General features: G+C 68.8%; 15 protein-coding genes. 7 read left to right on the forward strand and 8 right to left on the reverse strand.

All coding sequences use genetic code 11. From position 1 onward, the window contains the following. A partial coding sequence (locus AC1DWT_RS43460; RefSeq protein ID WP_477925525.1) for an RNA-guided endonuclease InsQ/TnpB family protein occupies positions 1–820 on the reverse strand: 820 nt, incomplete at its 3' end. A 36-nt stretch (positions 821–856) separates the two neighbouring features. Here AC1DWT_RS43460 and AC1DWT_RS43465 point away from each other — a divergent pair. Further along, positions 857–1,378, forward strand: coding sequence for an MFS transporter (locus tag AC1DWT_RS43465; RefSeq protein ID WP_477925537.1), 522 nt, complete (start codon positions 857–859; stop codon positions 1,376–1,378). Positions 1,379–1,432: 54 nt separating this feature from the next. On the opposite strand, the gene AC1DWT_RS43470 is transcribed toward AC1DWT_RS43465, so the two are convergent. From AC1DWT_RS43470 to AC1DWT_RS43480, 3 genes are all read right to left on the reverse strand, one after another. Beyond that, complete coding sequence (locus AC1DWT_RS43470; protein WP_477925527.1) at positions 1,433–2,350, reverse strand: tetratricopeptide repeat protein; 918 nt, start codon at positions 2,348–2,350, stop codon at positions 1,433–1,435. A gap of 118 nt (positions 2,351–2,468) precedes the next feature. Beyond that, positions 2,469–2,840, reverse strand: a complete 372-nt coding sequence (locus AC1DWT_RS43475) for a DUF3817 domain-containing protein (protein ID WP_206012781.1) — start codon at positions 2,838–2,840, stop codon at positions 2,469–2,471. A 63-nt stretch (positions 2,841–2,903) separates the two neighbouring features. Continuing rightward, positions 2,904–4,097 carry an acetyl-CoA C-acetyltransferase gene (locus AC1DWT_RS43480; RefSeq protein ID WP_206012782.1) on the reverse strand — a complete coding sequence of 398 codons (1,194 nt, stop codon included), beginning with the start codon at positions 4,095–4,097 and terminating at the stop codon, positions 2,904–2,906. A 94-nt stretch (positions 4,098–4,191) separates the two neighbouring features. Here AC1DWT_RS43480 and mce point away from each other — a divergent pair, with 94 nt between their 5' ends. Together mce and AC1DWT_RS43490 are read left to right on the forward strand one after the other, a co-directional pair. Next, entirely contained in the window at positions 4,192–4,665 is a 474-nt protein-coding gene (mce, locus tag AC1DWT_RS43485) for a methylmalonyl-CoA epimerase (protein ID WP_072946976.1), read from the forward strand. Positions 4,666–4,733: 68 nt separating this feature from the next. Continuing rightward, on the forward strand, positions 4,734–5,834 hold the full coding sequence (locus tag AC1DWT_RS43490) for a coiled-coil domain-containing protein (protein WP_206012783.1): 1,101 nt from the start codon (positions 4,734–4,736) through the stop codon (positions 5,832–5,834). Here AC1DWT_RS43490 and AC1DWT_RS43495 read toward each other — a convergent pair. Both AC1DWT_RS43495 and nucS read right to left on the reverse strand, forming a co-directional pair. Further along, complete coding sequence (locus tag AC1DWT_RS43495; protein ID WP_072946972.1) at positions 5,831–6,157, reverse strand: ATP/GTP-binding protein; 327 nt, start codon at positions 6,155–6,157, stop codon at positions 5,831–5,833. The genes AC1DWT_RS43490 and AC1DWT_RS43495 overlap by 4 nt on opposite strands. A gap of 16 nt (positions 6,158–6,173) precedes the next feature. Continuing rightward, positions 6,174–6,848, reverse strand: coding sequence for an endonuclease NucS (gene nucS / locus AC1DWT_RS43500; RefSeq protein ID WP_043824264.1), 675 nt, complete (start codon positions 6,846–6,848; stop codon positions 6,174–6,176). 36 nt (positions 6,849–6,884) lie between these two features. Here nucS and AC1DWT_RS43505 point away from each other — a divergent pair, with 36 nt between their 5' ends. Continuing rightward, positions 6,885–8,486: an adenylate/guanylate cyclase domain-containing protein gene (locus tag AC1DWT_RS43505; RefSeq protein ID WP_206012784.1), complete on the forward strand. Its 1,602-nt coding sequence runs from the start codon at positions 6,885–6,887 to the stop codon at positions 8,484–8,486. Here the strand turns inward: AC1DWT_RS43505 and AC1DWT_RS43510 are convergent. Then, entirely contained in the window at positions 8,433–9,215 is a 783-nt protein-coding gene (locus AC1DWT_RS43510) for a TetR/AcrR family transcriptional regulator (protein ID WP_206012785.1), read from the reverse strand. The genes AC1DWT_RS43505 and AC1DWT_RS43510 overlap by 54 nt on opposite strands. An 89-nt stretch (positions 9,216–9,304) precedes the next feature. Between AC1DWT_RS43510 and AC1DWT_RS43515 the strand changes: the two genes are divergently transcribed. Both AC1DWT_RS43515 and AC1DWT_RS43520 read left to right on the forward strand, forming a co-directional pair. Next, positions 9,305–12,106, forward strand: a complete 2,802-nt coding sequence (locus tag AC1DWT_RS43515) for a DEAD/DEAH box helicase (protein WP_477925532.1) — start codon at positions 9,305–9,307, stop codon at positions 12,104–12,106. Then, complete coding sequence (locus AC1DWT_RS43520; protein ID WP_206012787.1) at positions 12,103–12,876, forward strand: SWIM zinc finger family protein; 774 nt, start codon at positions 12,103–12,105, stop codon at positions 12,874–12,876. The genes AC1DWT_RS43515 and AC1DWT_RS43520 overlap by 4 nt, the downstream gene beginning before the upstream one ends. Here the strand turns inward: AC1DWT_RS43520 and AC1DWT_RS43525 are convergent. After that, positions 12,842–13,177, reverse strand: a complete 336-nt coding sequence (locus AC1DWT_RS43525; RefSeq protein ID WP_241031283.1) for a UBP-type zinc finger domain-containing protein — start codon at positions 13,175–13,177, stop codon at positions 12,842–12,844. The two genes, AC1DWT_RS43520 and AC1DWT_RS43525, sit on opposite strands and share 35 nt — an antisense overlap. Before the next feature lie 180 nt (positions 13,178–13,357). Here AC1DWT_RS43525 and AC1DWT_RS43530 point away from each other — a divergent pair, with 180 nt between their 5' ends. Continuing rightward, positions 13,358–14,977: a PucR family transcriptional regulator gene (locus AC1DWT_RS43530; protein ID WP_206012789.1), complete on the forward strand. Its 1,620-nt coding sequence runs from the start codon at positions 13,358–13,360 to the stop codon at positions 14,975–14,977. Positions 14,978–15,107: the final 130 nt, after the last annotated feature.

Raw genomic sequence — 15,107 nt, forward strand, 5'->3', positions numbered from 1 at the left:
CCTCGATGGCGATCACTTGATTTTCGCGCACCAGCCGAGTGGAGAGTGTGTGCAGATAATCGCGGCGCCGATCGGCRATCCGGCCATGAATCTTCGCGACCTTCAGTCGGGCCTTGGCCCGGTTCCGGGATCCCTTCTGCTTCTTGGCCAGCATCCGCTGCGCCTTCGCCAACCGCGCACGGTCCGCGCGCTCGTGGCGCGGGTTGGTGATCTTCTCCCCCGTCGAGAGTGTGTACAGGCTCGTGATCCCGGCATCGAGCCCGACCACCCGATCGACCGGCTCGAGTTCGGCGATCGTGTCCTCGACGAGAATTGAGATGTGGTACTGACCGCGAGCATTGCGCGACACCGTCACCTGCGACGGTACTGTCCCCTCCGGGAGCGGCCTCGACCACCGAATATCCAAGGGTTCGGACTGCTTGGCCAACCGGACCTGCCCGCCGCGGTAGGCGAAGCAGTTCGAGTAGTAGGTCGCCGAATCCTTCGACTGCCCCTTCTTCTTGAATTGCGGGTATCGGGTCTGCTTGCGCCAGAACTTCTCGAACGCACCCTGCAACTGCCGCAGCGCCTCCTGCAACGGCCCCTTCGATGGCTCCGCCAACCACTCGGTCTCGGTGTCTCGTTTCCATCCGGTGAGCATCTTCGAGGTGTCCGCGTAGGTGACCCGTCGCTGCTCCTGCGACCAGGCACGCGACCGCTCGGCCAACGCCCGGTTGTAGACATACCGGGTGCACCCGAACGTCCGAGCAAGCTGTTCCGCCTGCACCGCAGTCGGATAGAAACGGTACTTGAACGCCCGCTTCACCACCCTCCCCGCCATGACCGAAGACACTAGCCACACAGTCCGACAAACCAGATCGGCCATCCCGGACCTGAAGGACCCGGGTTTGCGCCGAGAGACTCGCGGAACAAGTCCGGATTCCTCGCGTCGCTGCCGTTCGTCGCGGCGCTCGTCGGTGTGCTGTTCTCCGGGGTGTTCTCGGACTTCCTGCTGCGCAAGGGGGTCTCTCTCGGAGTCGCCCGGAAGGGTCCGATCATCGTCGGACTGCTCTTGACCGTCGCGATGATCGGCGCGAACTTCACCGACTCGACCGCGATGGTGATCGTGTTCCTGTCCATCGCCTTCTTCGGCAACGGACTCGCGTCGATCACGTGGTCGCTGGTGTCGGCACTCGYACCGGAACGGCTGCTCGGGCTGACCGGCGGGATGTTCAACTTCATCGGCAACCTGTCGTCGATCGCCACGCCCATCGTCATCGGGTTGCTCGTCACCGAGGACAGTTTCGCTCCGGGATTCGTCTACATGACCGTGGTGACCGCGATCGGAATCGCGTCCTACGTCCTTCTGGTCGGACGGGTGGAGCGCGTTCGCAGCTGATCGCCGTCGGGGGTGACCGGGGTGAGCGCCGAAAGCACTCACCCCGGTTCCTCGTCAGTACAGTGCCGCGGCGAGTTTCCGGCGCGCGGTCATGACGACCGGCTCGGCCGGGTCGAACAGTTCGAACAACTCCAGCAGACGGGTCCGAACCCGGGTCTTGTCGTCGCCGGCGCTGCGGGCGACGACACCGATGAGGCGGGCGAACGCCGCGKCGGRCGCCTGGGAGTAGAGCTCCACGTCCGCCGCCTGCAATTGGGCGTCGATGTCGGCGGGGGCGGCGTCCGCCGCGGCGACGGCACCGGGATCGACGGACTGCACGCGGGCGAGGAAACGTACCTGGCGGATCGCGCCCTGCGCCTCCGCGTTGTCCGGTTCCGCGTCGAGGATCTTCTGGAACTCGGCTTCGGCTGCGGCCAGGTCGCCCTCGTCGAGCGCCGCCTCGGCCGCGACGAAACGCGGGTCCTCCGGCTCGGGCTCGTCCGCGTCGCCGTTGCCGGCAGGCGGCCCGGACAGTTTTCCGGCGGTCGCCTGCTGGACGGCGGCGAGCCACTGACGCAGTTGCGGTTCGGGCTGCGCGCCCTGGAAGTCGGCGAGCGGTTGACCGCCGGCGATGGCGACGACGGTCGGGACGGACTGGACGCCGAAAGCCTGCGCGATGCGCGGGTTGGCATCGACGTCGACCTTGGCGAGCACCCAGGTGCCACCGGCCTCGTGTGCCAGCTTCTCGAGCAGGGGTGAGAGTTGTTTACACGGCTCGCACCAGGTGGCCCACAGGTCCACGACGACCGGGACCTGCTGGGACCGGACGAGGACCTCCGCCTCGAACGTCGCCTCGGTGACGTCGATGACGGATGCGAGGCCGGTGCCGCCGGGGGCGGCCGGGGCGGCGCCGTCCCCGGAGGGTGCGGGCGCAGGCGGGGGCGGAGCGGCCGCACGCTCCTTGAGGGCGGAGAGATCGACTGCTCCGCTCATGGCTGCGGCCACTGCTGAGGAACGCGCTGACGGACGAGAACCTGGTCGAGTCACGTCCACCAGTTTGTCACGATTCGAGCGTGCGCCGGAATGCGGGCCGTGCCTACCGCGGACTCGGTCAGACGAGCGACGGTTCGCTCTTCGCCTCGCCGGTCCGGGACAGTTCGGCCATGCGGCCGGTGCGGGCCGCCCAGACCTCGAACACGACGGTGCCGAACGGCGGGACGCTGGCGACGAGCGCCCAGAAGACGGTGACCAGGTTCCAGCTCAGCTTGCGCGCGGTCCACAGCGAGACGAGCAGGTACAGCACGAAGACGCCGCCGTGGATCGGGCCGAAGATCTTCACGCCGATCTCGTTGCCGTCGGCGGGCAGGTACTTGAAGGCCATGCCGATGAGGAGGCCGAGCCAGGTGAATGCCTCCAGAATTGCGACAAATCGGAAGCGCTTGGCCGTGGTGCTGAGATCGAAGACGTTCGCCATGCCGACCATTGTGCCCGACCATCTACGACAGTCCGTAGTGGTGTGAGGCACACCACCACGGACCATCGTCTGTCAAGACTTGGGGACGCGGACGATCAGGGCGTCACCCTGACCGCCTCCACCGCACAGTGCCGCCGCGCCCACGCCGCCGCCGCGACGGCGCAACTCGAGTGCCAGATGCAGTGCGATCCGCGCACCCGACATCCCCAGCGGATGCCCCATCGCGATCGCGCCGCCGTTGACGTTCACGATTTCCGGATCCAGGCCCAGCTCCCGCGTCGACGCGATCCCGACCGCAGCGAAGGCCTCGTTGATCTCCACCAGGTCCAGGTCCTTCGGGTCGATCCCTTCCTTGGCGCACGCCTTCGCGATGGCCCGCGCCGGCTGGGACTGCAACGTCGAATCCGGGCCCGCCACCACCCCGTGCGCGCCGATCTCCGCAATCCAGGACAGCCCCAGTTCCTGAGCCTTCGCCTTGCTCATCACGACGACGGCGGCCGCGCCGTCCGAGATCTGCGACGCCGACCCGGCGGTGACGGTGCCGTCCTTGCTGAACGCCGGCCGCAACCTGGCCAGCGACTCGGCGGTCGTATCGCCCCGCACGCCCTCGTCGGAGCCGACGAGCACGGGATCGCCCTTGCGCTGCGGCACCGGAACCGGCACGACCTCGTCGTCGAAGACACCGTCCTTCCAGGCGCGCGCCGCCTTCTGGTGCGACGCTGCCGCGAACGCATCCTGCTCCTCACGGCTGATCCGCTGCCCGTCCTCCGCGTTCTTCGCCTCCGTCAGGCTGCCCATCGCCTGATCGGTGAAGATGTCGTACAACCCGTCGAACGCCATGTGGTCGCGCATCGTGACGTCGCCGTACTTGAACCCCTCCCGCGACTTCTCCAGCAGGTGCGGGGCACGCGACATCGACTCCTGGCCGCCGGCGACGACGACGTCGAACTCGCCGGCCCGGATCAGCTGATCCGCCAACGCGATCGCGTCGATCCCCGACAGGCACACCTTGTTGATCGTCAGCGCAGGCACGTCCATCCCGATCCCGGCGGCCACGGCGGCCTGCCGCGCCGGGATCTGACCGGCCCCCGCCGTGAGCACCTGGCCCATGATCACGTACTCGACCTGTTCGGGGGCGACGCCCGCCTTCTCCAGTGCACCGCGAATCGCCACCCCACCCAGATCGGAACCCGACACATCCTTCAACGAACCCAGCAACCGGCCCATCGGGGTCCGGGCTCCGGCGACGATCACAGAACTGGTCACGATTTCCTCCGCGTGAGACGAATGGGCGGGTGCCGGGCGACGGAAGTCACATCCCGACGAGAACTACCGAAACGGTAGCGCTAACGTCGGGACCATGACACAGTCCTCCCCCACCCAGTCCACGTCGCCGCTGTCCTCGGATCTGGTGACCGCCATCGACCACGTCGGCATCGCCGTTCCCGACCTCGACGCCGCCATCGCGTGGTACTCCGAGCACCTCGGCATGGTGTCGACACACGAAGAGGTGAACGAGGAGCAGGGCGTGCGCGAAGCGATGCTGAGCGTCGTCGGCGCTCCCGCGGGCAGCACCGCGCTGCAGCTTCTCGCGCCGCTGAACGAGAACTCGACCATCGCCAAGTTCATCGATCGCAGCGGTCCCGGTCTCCAGCAGCTGGCGTACCGCGTCACCGACATCGACGCCATCTCCGCCCAGTTGCGCGAGCGCGGCGTCCGGCTGCTGTACGACGCACCCCGCCGCGGAACCGCCGACTCGCGCATCAACTTCGTCCACCCGAAGGACGCGGGCGGAGTTCTCGTCGAGCTGGTCGAGCCGTCGGCGACCCACTAGAGCTGTGACCGGCCGCCGGGTGCCAGGCGCAGAGACAAGTTCTACTTTGCCCAGGTAGATTGGCGGCCATGGTAAACGAGCAGGACCGTGGTTCGATCCCCCTTCCCTTCTCCACCGTGCGTAAGGGATTCGACCGGGACGAGGTACGCAACTACTTCGAGCGATTCGACGCCGAGCTGCGCGTCACTGCCGCCGACCGCGACGCCGCGGCGGCGCAGGCGCGGGATCTCGCCAAGCAACTCGACGACGCGCGGGACGAGATCGACGATCTCCGCAAGGACGTCGACCGCCTGTCGGTTCCGCCGACCACCGCGGAGGGAATGAGCGACCGCATCTCGCGCATGCTCCGGCTCGCGTCGGACGAGGCGTCCGAGGTGCGCGCGAAGGCCGAGGCCGACGCCGCCGAGACGATCTCCGTCGCCGAGCAGGAGGGCGCGCAGCTCCGCGGCCAGTACGAGTCGCTGGTCGCGGAACTCGAAGACCGCCGCAGCGCGCTCGAGATTCAGCACGAGCAGACCATGGCGAAGGCCCGCACGGAGGCGGCGAAGATCGTCGAGGCCGCGCAGTCCGAGCGCGACCGCCTCGCCGCCGAGGCCGAACTGCGTCGCTCGCAGGTTCAGGAGGACTTCGACCTCTCGATGTCCGAGCGCCGCCAGAAGACGATCACGGCGGTGAACGAGCTCGAGTCCACCAGCAAGGCCGAGGCGCAGCGTCGTCTCGCGGACGCCACGCACGAGGCGGAGCGCAGGCTGCAGGCTGCCACCGACCAGTCGGAGCGCAAGATCGCCCACGCCAAGGAACTCGCGGAAGAGCTTCGCGTGCTCCGCGGCCGGATCCTGGCGCAGCTCTTGGGCATTCGAGGGCAGCTCGATTCGGTTCCCGCCATGTTGGCGTCGGTCAACCGGGAGAGTGAACTCCTGGACGCGCATCCCGACACCGCGGCGTCGAAGTCCGAGAAGCGTCCGAACGAGAACCCGAACAGCCAGTCGGCACCGAACGGCGCAGCGGACCGCAAGACCGAGTCGGGCGAGTCCGGGTCGAACGCGTCAGGGAAGAAGTCCGGGGACGAGACGGACAACTCGGACGAGGACACCGCGGTGCTCTCCACCGTCGAGAAGACCCAGGCGAACCGGCCTGCGGGTCAGCGAACGGTGAAGACCGGAAGCTAGGACCACCTGCGGGTGAGGCCCCGGGTGCTGCGTCCCGACCAGCACCCGGTGTGCCAGTGCCGCCGGTCCTCGGCTCCGCCGTATTCGGCGGGCCAGGTGACGAGGTGGGCGACACCGGGCCGGATGTCGTGATCGCAGCCCGGGCACCGGTACGACTTGGTCGCCCGGGCCCCGGGGATGGTGCGGACGATGTAGCTCTCGTCCGCGTCGCCCGCGGGACCGGATTCCTGACGCATCAGCGCACTACCGAACAGCGAGCCCTCGGAATTGTCCGGGGGCGCACTGCGGCGCGTGTTCTTCCGCTGCGGTTTACGACGGGGCACGGGTTCAGCCTAGGCCTCAGAAGAGCCGGAACTCGGTGCTCTCGGTGCCGCGCAGCGCTTCGTAGTCGAGCACCAGGCACCGGATTCCGCGGTCGGTGGCAAGGGTTTTGGCCTGCGGCTTGATCTGCTGGGCGGCGAAGACGCCGCTCACCGGTGCCAGCAGCGGATCGCGGTTGAGCAGTTCGAGGTACCGCGTGAGTTGCTCGACACCGTCGATGTCGCCGCGGCGCTTGATCTCCACGGCGACGGACGCGCCGTCGGCGTTCCGGCACAGCAGGTCGACGGGACCGATCGCCGTCATGTATTCACGCCGGACCAATGTGTAGCCGTTGCCGAGCGTTTCCACGTGTTCGGCGAGCAACTCCTGCAGGTGCGCTTCGACACCGTCCTTGACGAGCCCGGGATCGACTCCGAGTTCGTGACGGGAGTCGTGCTCGATCTCCTCGATGGTGATCCGCAGTTCCTCACCGGCCTTGTTGGTCACGACCCACAGGGCTTCGGCGTCCTCGACGGAGTCCTCGACGAGCCAGCAGGGCGGGCTCATCCAGTTCAGGGGCTTGTAGGCGCGGTCGTCGGCGTGGATGCTCACGGAACCGTCGGCCTTGATCAACAACAGGCGACGAGCGGTGGGCAGATGTGCCGTCAAACGGCCTACGTAGTCGACTCGGCATCTGGCAATCACTAGGCGCACCCGCCCACCCTAAGGGATCGTGCCGACTAGTCTCGAATGACTATGCTCAGCCCTCGCCGATCCGTCGCCCCGCTGGGGTCGTGGTTGCTGGGATCGCCGGACGAGAGTCCCCGCCGGCGCCGCATCCGTGTCCAGTTGCTGCTGACCGCGCCGCTGGTGTTCACGAATCTCGTCGGTGCGGTGATCACCTGCCTGCTCATCAGCGTCGTCGTCCCCGGGCCGAGTGTGTGGGCGAGCGAGTTCGCGATCGCCAACTTCGTCGCAGTGCCGGTGTTCGTGCTGTGCGCGGTGCTGATCGGCGTGACCTGGGGCACCAAGCGACTGGTGTCGGATCTGCGATGGGCAACGGAGGACGACGTGCCCACCGACCACGACCGGTCGGCGGCGTTCCGCGCCCCGTGGCGCCTGACCCGGGTCCAGGCGGCGCTGTGGGGCATCGGGTTGGTCTTCTTCACGACGCTGTACGGCCTCATCGATCCCCAGACCATCCCGAAGGTCGCGTTCACGATCGCGATGGCCGGCATCACGGTGTGTGCGTTCTGCTACCTGCTGACGGAGTTCGCGCTCCGTCCCATCGCCGCCCGCGCACTCGGATCGGACGGACCGCAACCCCGCCGCACGCTCGGCATCACCGGCCGCACGGCGCTGGCGTGGATCCTCGGGACGGGCGTTCCCGTGCTTGGCCTGATGCTCATCGCGATCTTCAGCTTCATCCGTCCGGCGAGCCCGACCAGCCTCGCGGTGTCGATCCTCGCGCTCGGTGGTGTAATTCTGCTGTTCGGTCTGCTGCTGGTGGTGATCAGTGTGCGCGCCACCGAGGCGCCCATCCGCTCGGTGGCGCAGGGCATGGCGAAGGTGGCCGACGGCGATCTCGATGCCGAGGTCGTCGTGTACGACGGCACCGAACTCGGCGCGCTGCAGACCGGGTTCAACCGGATGGTCGAGGGACTGCGCGAACGTGAGCGGATCCGCGACCTCTTCGGGCGGCACGTCGGGCAGGACGTGGCGTCGCAGGCGCTTCGGCACAACCCCGAACTCGGCGGGGAGGAACGCGACGTGGCGGTGCTGTTCGTCGACATCATCGGGTCCACCACGATCGCGGCCACCCGGTCTCCGGCGGAGGTCGTGGATCTGCTCAACCGGTTCTTCGACGTGGTCGTCGACGAGGTCGACCGGCGGGGCGGGTTCGTCAACAAGTTCGAAGGCGACGCCGCGCTGGCCATCTTCGGGGCACCGATGGCGCTCGACGACCACACCGGTGCGGCCCTGTCCGCTGCTCGGGTCCTGCGCGAACGGCTCACCGCCGAGGTACCGGAATGCGATGCGGGAATCGGGGTGGCGGCCGGTCGCGCGGTGGCCGGAAACATCGGCGCCCACGAACGTTTCGAGTACACGGTGATCGGCGATCCGGTCAACGAGGCGGCGCGGTTGTCCGAGCTCGCCAAGAATGTTCCCGGGCACGTCGTCGCGTCCGAGCGGGCGATCGCCGCGGCGTCCGAGGACGAAGGCACGCGGTGGCAATGTACCGACACCGTCACCCTGCGCGGGCGTCTCGAACCGACCACGCTGGCCGTTCCCGCCGAACTAATCCCCGCCGGTTCCGCCGCCGACGATGAGGGCGCCGACTCCGTCGAGTAGCCGGGCGAGCCCGAATTCGAAGGCGTGGGCGGGCGAGAACGCGGCGTTGTGGTGCTCCCCCGCCGTGGCCCCGACCCGGGTGGCGAGCGGAAACCGCTCGGGGTCGAAGACCTTCTCGAAGTGCGGCGCGACGCTCTGCCACCACTCGCTGTCCGCCTCGCCCTGGTCGGCGAGCGCGGCCGCGTCCACCGCCGCCCGCGCCGCGCCGGCGACGAAACTGTCGAGGAGTGTGACGACGGAGTCCATGTCGAGGTCCGGCAGTCCCAGTCCCTCGACCGCGCGCAGTTCCCGCTCGTACTTGGCCATCCCGCCGGGCCCGAGGACCGGCCGGCTCAGCGCGACGACTCCGAGCATCCACGGGTGTGCGCACAGCAGTTGGAAATAGTCGTGCGCGGCGGCCGTGAGACGCTCCCGCCACCCCGCGTCGGTGTCGTCACCCGGTTCGAGCGTGGACAGCGCCCGGTCGAGCATCACCTCGACCAGTTCCGTCTTTCCGGGAACGTGCGTGTACAGCGACATCGCCCCGACGCCGAGTTCGGCCGCGAGCCGGCGCATCGAGACGGCGTCCAGCCCCTCCGCATCCGCGACGGAGACGGCGGCCTCGACGATCCGGTCGAGTGTCAGGCCGGGTTTGCCGTTGCGGGGACGCGAGATCGGCGTGCTGCGGCCACCCCACAGCAACTCCATGGTGCGGGCGGGGTCGCCCTCCGGTGCCGCGCTTCTTCCCATGCCGAGATCTTCCCACGGCGCCCGGGAACAATTCCGCACGCCGCCTCGTTGACGTACGGCGTACCATAAACCCGGCGAAAGGCGCAGTAGTGACAGCAGAGCCCACCCTCGCCGGCTGCGCGGCCACCTTCGTCCCCGCCGATCCTCCGCGCGACTCGCGCCTGGTGTTCTGGAGCGATTCACCGGACGGGCAGCAGCCACCGAGTGCCGATTCCCGCACCCGGATCTTCACCGGCAGAGAGGTGAACAGCGTTCCGACGCAGCATGTTTCCCTCGCTGACGCGCTGCCGATGCTGCTGTCGCCGGCACCCGGCGACACGGCGCATCGATCGGTCGCGTTCTGGGCCGCCTCCGCCCGCACCGCCGTCGGATACCTCGAGGCGGGCAAGGTCCTGCCCTCGGTCACACCGCACGGCCGCGACGTCTGGCGGCTCGGCACCCTCGACGACGAGGACGCATCGCACCTGCGTCTGCTGGCCGCCGCGCTCCCGCCCGAAGCTCGCGCCATCCCGCTCGGGGATCCGCGCGCCGACGGTGTTCGCCTCCCCGCCGCCGCGGACGTCCTGCGCGACTTCCTCACCTCGGTCGTCGACACCGTCCCGCGACTCGGTTCGCCCGCCGACGCCGGCCCCTACCTGGCCTGGGATGCCGACCCCTCCCCGGAACTGCAGGCGTGGGCGGACGCCCTCACACCCGAGGCGATCGCGCTGTCGTTGCGGATCGACCCCGTCGATCCCGGCGCGGTGGATCTCTCGGACAGCGAATTCGACGCCACGGTCCAGGTGCACGGCGTCGCGCGGCCCGGAGTGGTGTGCGACGCCGTGGACCTGTGGCGGCATCCGACGCTCGCCGAATCCGCGTTCGCTTCCGACCCGCGGATCGAGGTTCTCGGTGCCCTCCGCCGCGCGGCCCAGGACTGGGCTCCGCTCGAAGATCTGTTGCGGGCGGAGACGCCGCACCGCATCCGGCTCGAGGACGACGACCTGGGCTCCCTCGCCGGGGACGCCGGCCGTCGGCTGCGCGAGCGGGGCGTCCAGATCCATTGGCCGCGCGCACTGGTCGCCCAGACGTCGACCCGCATCATCCTCGGCGACCCCGGATCCCGGGAGGGCGCAGCCGCTTTCGGCGGCGACCGTGCCTTCGACTTCGACTGGCGCGTCGCGGTGGGCGAAAACGTGCTCACGCGGGAGGAGATGGAAGAGCTGGTGTCGGCGAAGCGGGCAGTCGTGAAACTCCGCAACCGGTACGTCGTCGCGGACGCGGAGACGATACGAAAGACCCTCCTGCGGCGGACCGGAACCATGACGGCCGTCGAGGCCCTTCGGGCCGCGCTGACCGGCCGGGCCAGGCGCGGCGAGGACGACGTCCGCGTCGACTCCTACGGGGCGGCCGCGGCGGTGGCGCGGGAGCTGTCGGACGGGGATCCGGAGCCCGTGCCGGTCCCCGCAGCCCTGCGCGCGCAACTGCGGGACTACCAGTTGACCGGCTTCCGCTGGCTCGCCGGGCTCACGTCACGGGGCCTGGGCGCCTGCCTCGCCGACGACATGGGCCTGGGAAAGACGTTGACCCTCATCGCGCTTCACCTGCACCGGCAGCAGGACCCGGACACGGCGGGACCCACACTCGTGGTCTGTCCCGCGTCCCTGCTGGGGAACTGGCGGCGGGAGATCGAGCGTTTCGCACCGGGCACCGGTGTCCTCGTCCACCACGGTCCGAGCCGCCGGCCTCCCGGTGAGACGGTCGCGGACGGCAGCGACACCGTCGTCCTCACCACGTACGCGACGATGCGGCTCGATTGCGAAGTTCTCGCCGGGACGACGTGGGGTCTGGTCGTCGCGGACGAGGCCCAGCATCTGAAGAACCGGTCCGCAGCCGTGACGCGGGCGCTGCGGACCATTCAGGGACAGGCGCGCGTCGCCCTCACCGGCACTCCGGTGGAGAACCGGCTCAGCGACCTCTGGTCGATCCTCGACGGCGTCACCCCCGGTCTCCTCGGCCCCTACGCGCAGTTCCGGCGCCGCTACGACGGCTCGTCAGAGATGGACGGGCCCGACGGCGCGGCGGAGTTGGCGGCATTGATCTCACCGTTCGTCCTCCGGCGCAGGAAGTCGGATCCGGGGATCGCCCCCGAGCTTCCACCGAAGACGGAGATCGACCTCGACGTCACTCTCACCCCGGAGCAGGCCGGCATGTACGAGGCGCTCGTCCGCGACGCCATGGAGCGGATCGAGACGAGCGAGGGCATCGGGCGGCGCGGCAGCATCGTGTCGCTGCTGACCGGTCTGAAGCAGATCTGCAATCACCCGGCTCAGTACCTCGGCCAGGAGCACGCCACGCTCACCGGCCGTTCCCACAAGATCGGTCTGCTCGACGAGCTGATCGATACCAACCTGTCGGAGGGCGGCCGTTCCCTCGTGTTCACCCACTTCACCACGATGGGACGACTGCTGCGACGGCACCTGACGACGCGCGGGGTGACGTGCGAGTTCCTGCACGGAGGCACGTCCGTCGGGGCCCGGGAGGACYTCGTCGAACGCTTCCAGAACGGCGACGTCCCCGTCCTGATCCTGTCCCTCAAGGCCGCAGGCACCGGGCTGAACCTCACCCGGGCCGATCACGTCGTCCACTTCGACCGCTGGTGGAACCCGGCGGTCGAGGACCAGGCCACCGATCGTGCGTACCGCATCGGTCAGACCCACCCGGTTGTCGTGCACCGGCTCGTCACCGCGGGAACCATCGAGGAACGCATAGCCGCCATGCTCGCGTCCAAGCGGCAACTCGCCGACTCGGTTCTGTCGCACGGCGCCGCCGCCTTCACCGAGCTGACCGACGGCGAACTCGCCCGGCTGGTGGCCCTGAGCCCCGACTACGACTTCGGAGGTGACCTGTGACCGACGCCATCACGCATCCCCGCTTCCCTGCGCAGAAGGGCCGGCGCACGCGCGGCAGGACCTGGTGGGCGCAGCGCTGGGTTGACGACGTCGAGCAGGCCGCGCTCGACTCGAACACACTGAAGCGCGGACGCGCCTATGCCCGTGGCGGACTGGTCGGTCCGCTCACGTTCGCGCCCGGGCTCGTCTCCGCGGACGTGCACACCGACGACGAGAGCCTGCACGTGCGGATCCGGGTGGACCCGCTGGACGAGCGACAGTGGGGCGAGGTGCTCGCGACTCTCGCGTCGCGGAGCGGTCACGTCGCCCAGTTGTCGAGTGGGACGCTCCCCCGCGAACTCGACGAGGATCTCGCAGCCGTCGACGTGTCACTGATTCCGTCGATGTTCGACGCCGATGCGACCTGCACCTGCGAGGAGTGGGACGTGCCGTGCCGCCACGCCGCTGCGGTGCTGTATCAGGCCGCGTGGGTCCTCGACGACGACCCGCTGCTGTTCTTCCTGCTGCGCGGACGCGAGGGACAGGAGATTCTGCAACGCAGGCACGGCACGCACCCGGAGACGTCCCGGTCGTCCTTCGACGATGCATGCGTCCCGGTGCCCGCAACGGACGCCTACGCCGCAGTGCCCGGACCGCTTCCGGCGCCGCCGCGCCCCGGCGGAAGCCCGGTGCGGCCATGCTGGCTGGACGGCGCTCCCCCCGAAGTTCGGGCCGACGCCGTCTGGTCTGCGATCGTCACTGCGATTTCGCGATACGGAGACCATGTCTGAGGTCGTCCGCCGGCCCGGGCACCAGGCTGGGTGCGACCACCCGGGCCCCGGTCGCCGGATACGGCGTGCAGATCTGGACGTCGTGCACGAAGCACCAGCGCCAGTTGTCCCCCGCATGGAGCGACTGGACGATCGGATGACCGCTGAGTTCCGCGTGATGTCGCGCGTGCCGCATCGGTGATCCGTCACTGCATCCGACATAGCCGCACGTCAGGCACAACATCAGGTGCTCCCAGCGGGTACCGAGTGCGAGACAGCCCTCGCACCCGTCCGACGTGTGCGCGACGACATCGCGAGTCATGTTCAGATCGGGATCGTGCCAATTATTGGATTGGGTCATAAGTGCCACCCCTCAGTTACCAAGATTGGCGGCTGATCCGTCTCGCCACATGGTCACAGCGGAACGAAAGAATCCCCCGAAATCCGGCCCCGCTGGACAGCGTCCCGGTTTCGACGGCGCAAAACGGGGTAGTTCCATGCCATGGATCTGGATGCAGCCCCAGACCCGAGGGTGGGTCACACCCCGCGGGCCACGAACCTGTCTGCGGTGCTGGCCGTGACCGCACACATGCACGACTGCGGGAATCGGGACGAGATCCTGTCCCTGCTCGCCGAAGCCCTCCCCGAACTCGGCCCATTCTCGGTCGAACCCGTGACCGTGCTGACGGGCGAAGTCCCCGACGACGACGTCTGGCGGCACCGCGTGTTGCTCGACGATTCGTGGTCCCGGCCGGTGTCGCTGACACTGCGGGCCGACTACCCGCCGACGCCGGTGCAGGCGACGCTCCTCGAGTTGTTGATTCAGCACACGGGGTCGGCCCTGCGCGCCGCGTCGCTCCGCTCCCGGGCCGCCACCCAGGAACGCCAACTGCGCGAGGCCACGGACGAGATCACCGCGATCGGCACGAGAGCCGCGCGGCTCGAGGAGGAAGCGAAGATCCACAGCACGTTCGGGCGACTCGCCGCGACCGGCGCCGAGGAGACCGCCATCGCCGAGACCCTCCACGAGGTGACCGGACTCGCCGTCGGTATCGAGGACGCGTTCGGCAATCTTCGTGTGTGGTCCGGCCCGGACGCGTCCGGGCCGGCACCCCGGTACCGCAAGGTCGGCGGCGGGAACCGGGTCGACGTCCTGCGCCGGGCCGCGATGGAGGGGCGGCCGCTGCGGGACGACAACCGGATCGTGCAGGTGGTCCGGCCTGGCCAGACACTTCTCGGTGTCCTGTATCTGTCCGACCCGGATCACCGCGCCACCGATCTCGACACCTTCGCACTCGAGCACGCCGCGACGATGCTCGCCGTGGACATGGCACACCGCAGATCGCTCGCCGAGACGGAGGCACGGCTGAGCCGCGACCTGGGTGCCGACCTACTGGCCGGCACCGACGACGACAGCGCCTACTCGCGGGCCGACGCGCTCGGCTACGACCTGCACACACCGCAACGCGTCCTGGTCGTCCACTGGGGTCCGGACACGTCCGTCGAGTCCGTCACCGAGGCGTTCCGTCGTCACCTGACGGCCACCGACTCGTCAGCCCTCCTCGTTCACGGCAACGAGCAGCGAACCGGCGTCCTCGCCGCAGTCATGGACACCAAGACGGACGTGAACACCGTCTTCTCAGCGTTGGAGAAGTCGCTTGGCCCCGCCGTCGGTGTGGTCGGGGTCGGATCCGAATGCACCTCTCCCAGCACACTCCCCGACTCGTACACCCACGCGATTCGCGCCCTCGAAATACGAAAGCAGTCGAACTCGCCTCGCGGTGTGGCACAGTTCGACGAACTCGGCGTCTACCGCATTCTCGACTCGCACAGCAGCACCGGAGATGTCGAGGCGTTCGTGCAGGAATGGCTGGGCCCCCTGCTCGACTACGACCGGCAGCACCGCAGCACGATGACGGCCACCCTCGCCCAATACCTCGAATGCGGCGGCAAGTACGACGAGACCGCGCAGGCCCTCAGGATCCACCGCAGCACACTCCGGTACCGGATGTCCCGCATTCACGAACTGACCGGGCGTGATCTCCGCAGTGTCGACACACGCCTGAATCTCCATCTGGCGTCACGGGCGCTGCAGGTCCTGGCCGGCGGTACACCGGGGTGAAAAGGTGTGCGCGGCAACGGCTGCCGTCGGCAAAAGTGTTGTGAAATGCCGAAAGCCCCCCAACATGGTTGGGGGGCTTTCGGTAACGGATGTTCGGCGGTGTCCTACTCTCCCACACCCTGTCGGGTGC

This window comes from Rhodococcus sp. P4_B6, assembly GCF_056402215.1.

Excerpts from the sequence above, each read along its gene's own strand:
- AC1DWT_RS43510 (WP_206012785.1), bottom strand. The coding sequence starts at position 9,215 with ATGGGAAGAAGCGCGGCACCGGAGGGCGACCCCGCCCGCACCATGGAG.
- AC1DWT_RS43505 (WP_206012784.1), top strand. The coding sequence starts at position 6,885 with ATGACTATGCTCAGCCCTCGCCGATCCGTCGCCCCGCTGGGGTCGTGG.
- AC1DWT_RS43525 (WP_241031283.1), bottom strand. The coding sequence starts at position 13,177 with ATGACTCGCGATGTCGTCGCGCACACGTCGGACGGGTGCGAGGGCTGT.
- AC1DWT_RS43530 (WP_206012789.1), top strand. The coding sequence starts at position 13,358 with ATGGATCTGGATGCAGCCCCAGACCCGAGGGTGGGTCACACCCCGCGG.
- mce (WP_072946976.1), top strand. The coding sequence starts at position 4,192 with ATGACACAGTCCTCCCCCACCCAGTCCACGTCGCCGCTGTCCTCGGAT.
- AC1DWT_RS43490 (WP_206012783.1), top strand. The coding sequence starts at position 4,734 with ATGGTAAACGAGCAGGACCGTGGTTCGATCCCCCTTCCCTTCTCCACC.
- AC1DWT_RS43475 (WP_206012781.1), bottom strand. The coding sequence starts at position 2,840 with ATGGTCGGCATGGCGAACGTCTTCGATCTCAGCACCACGGCCAAGCGC.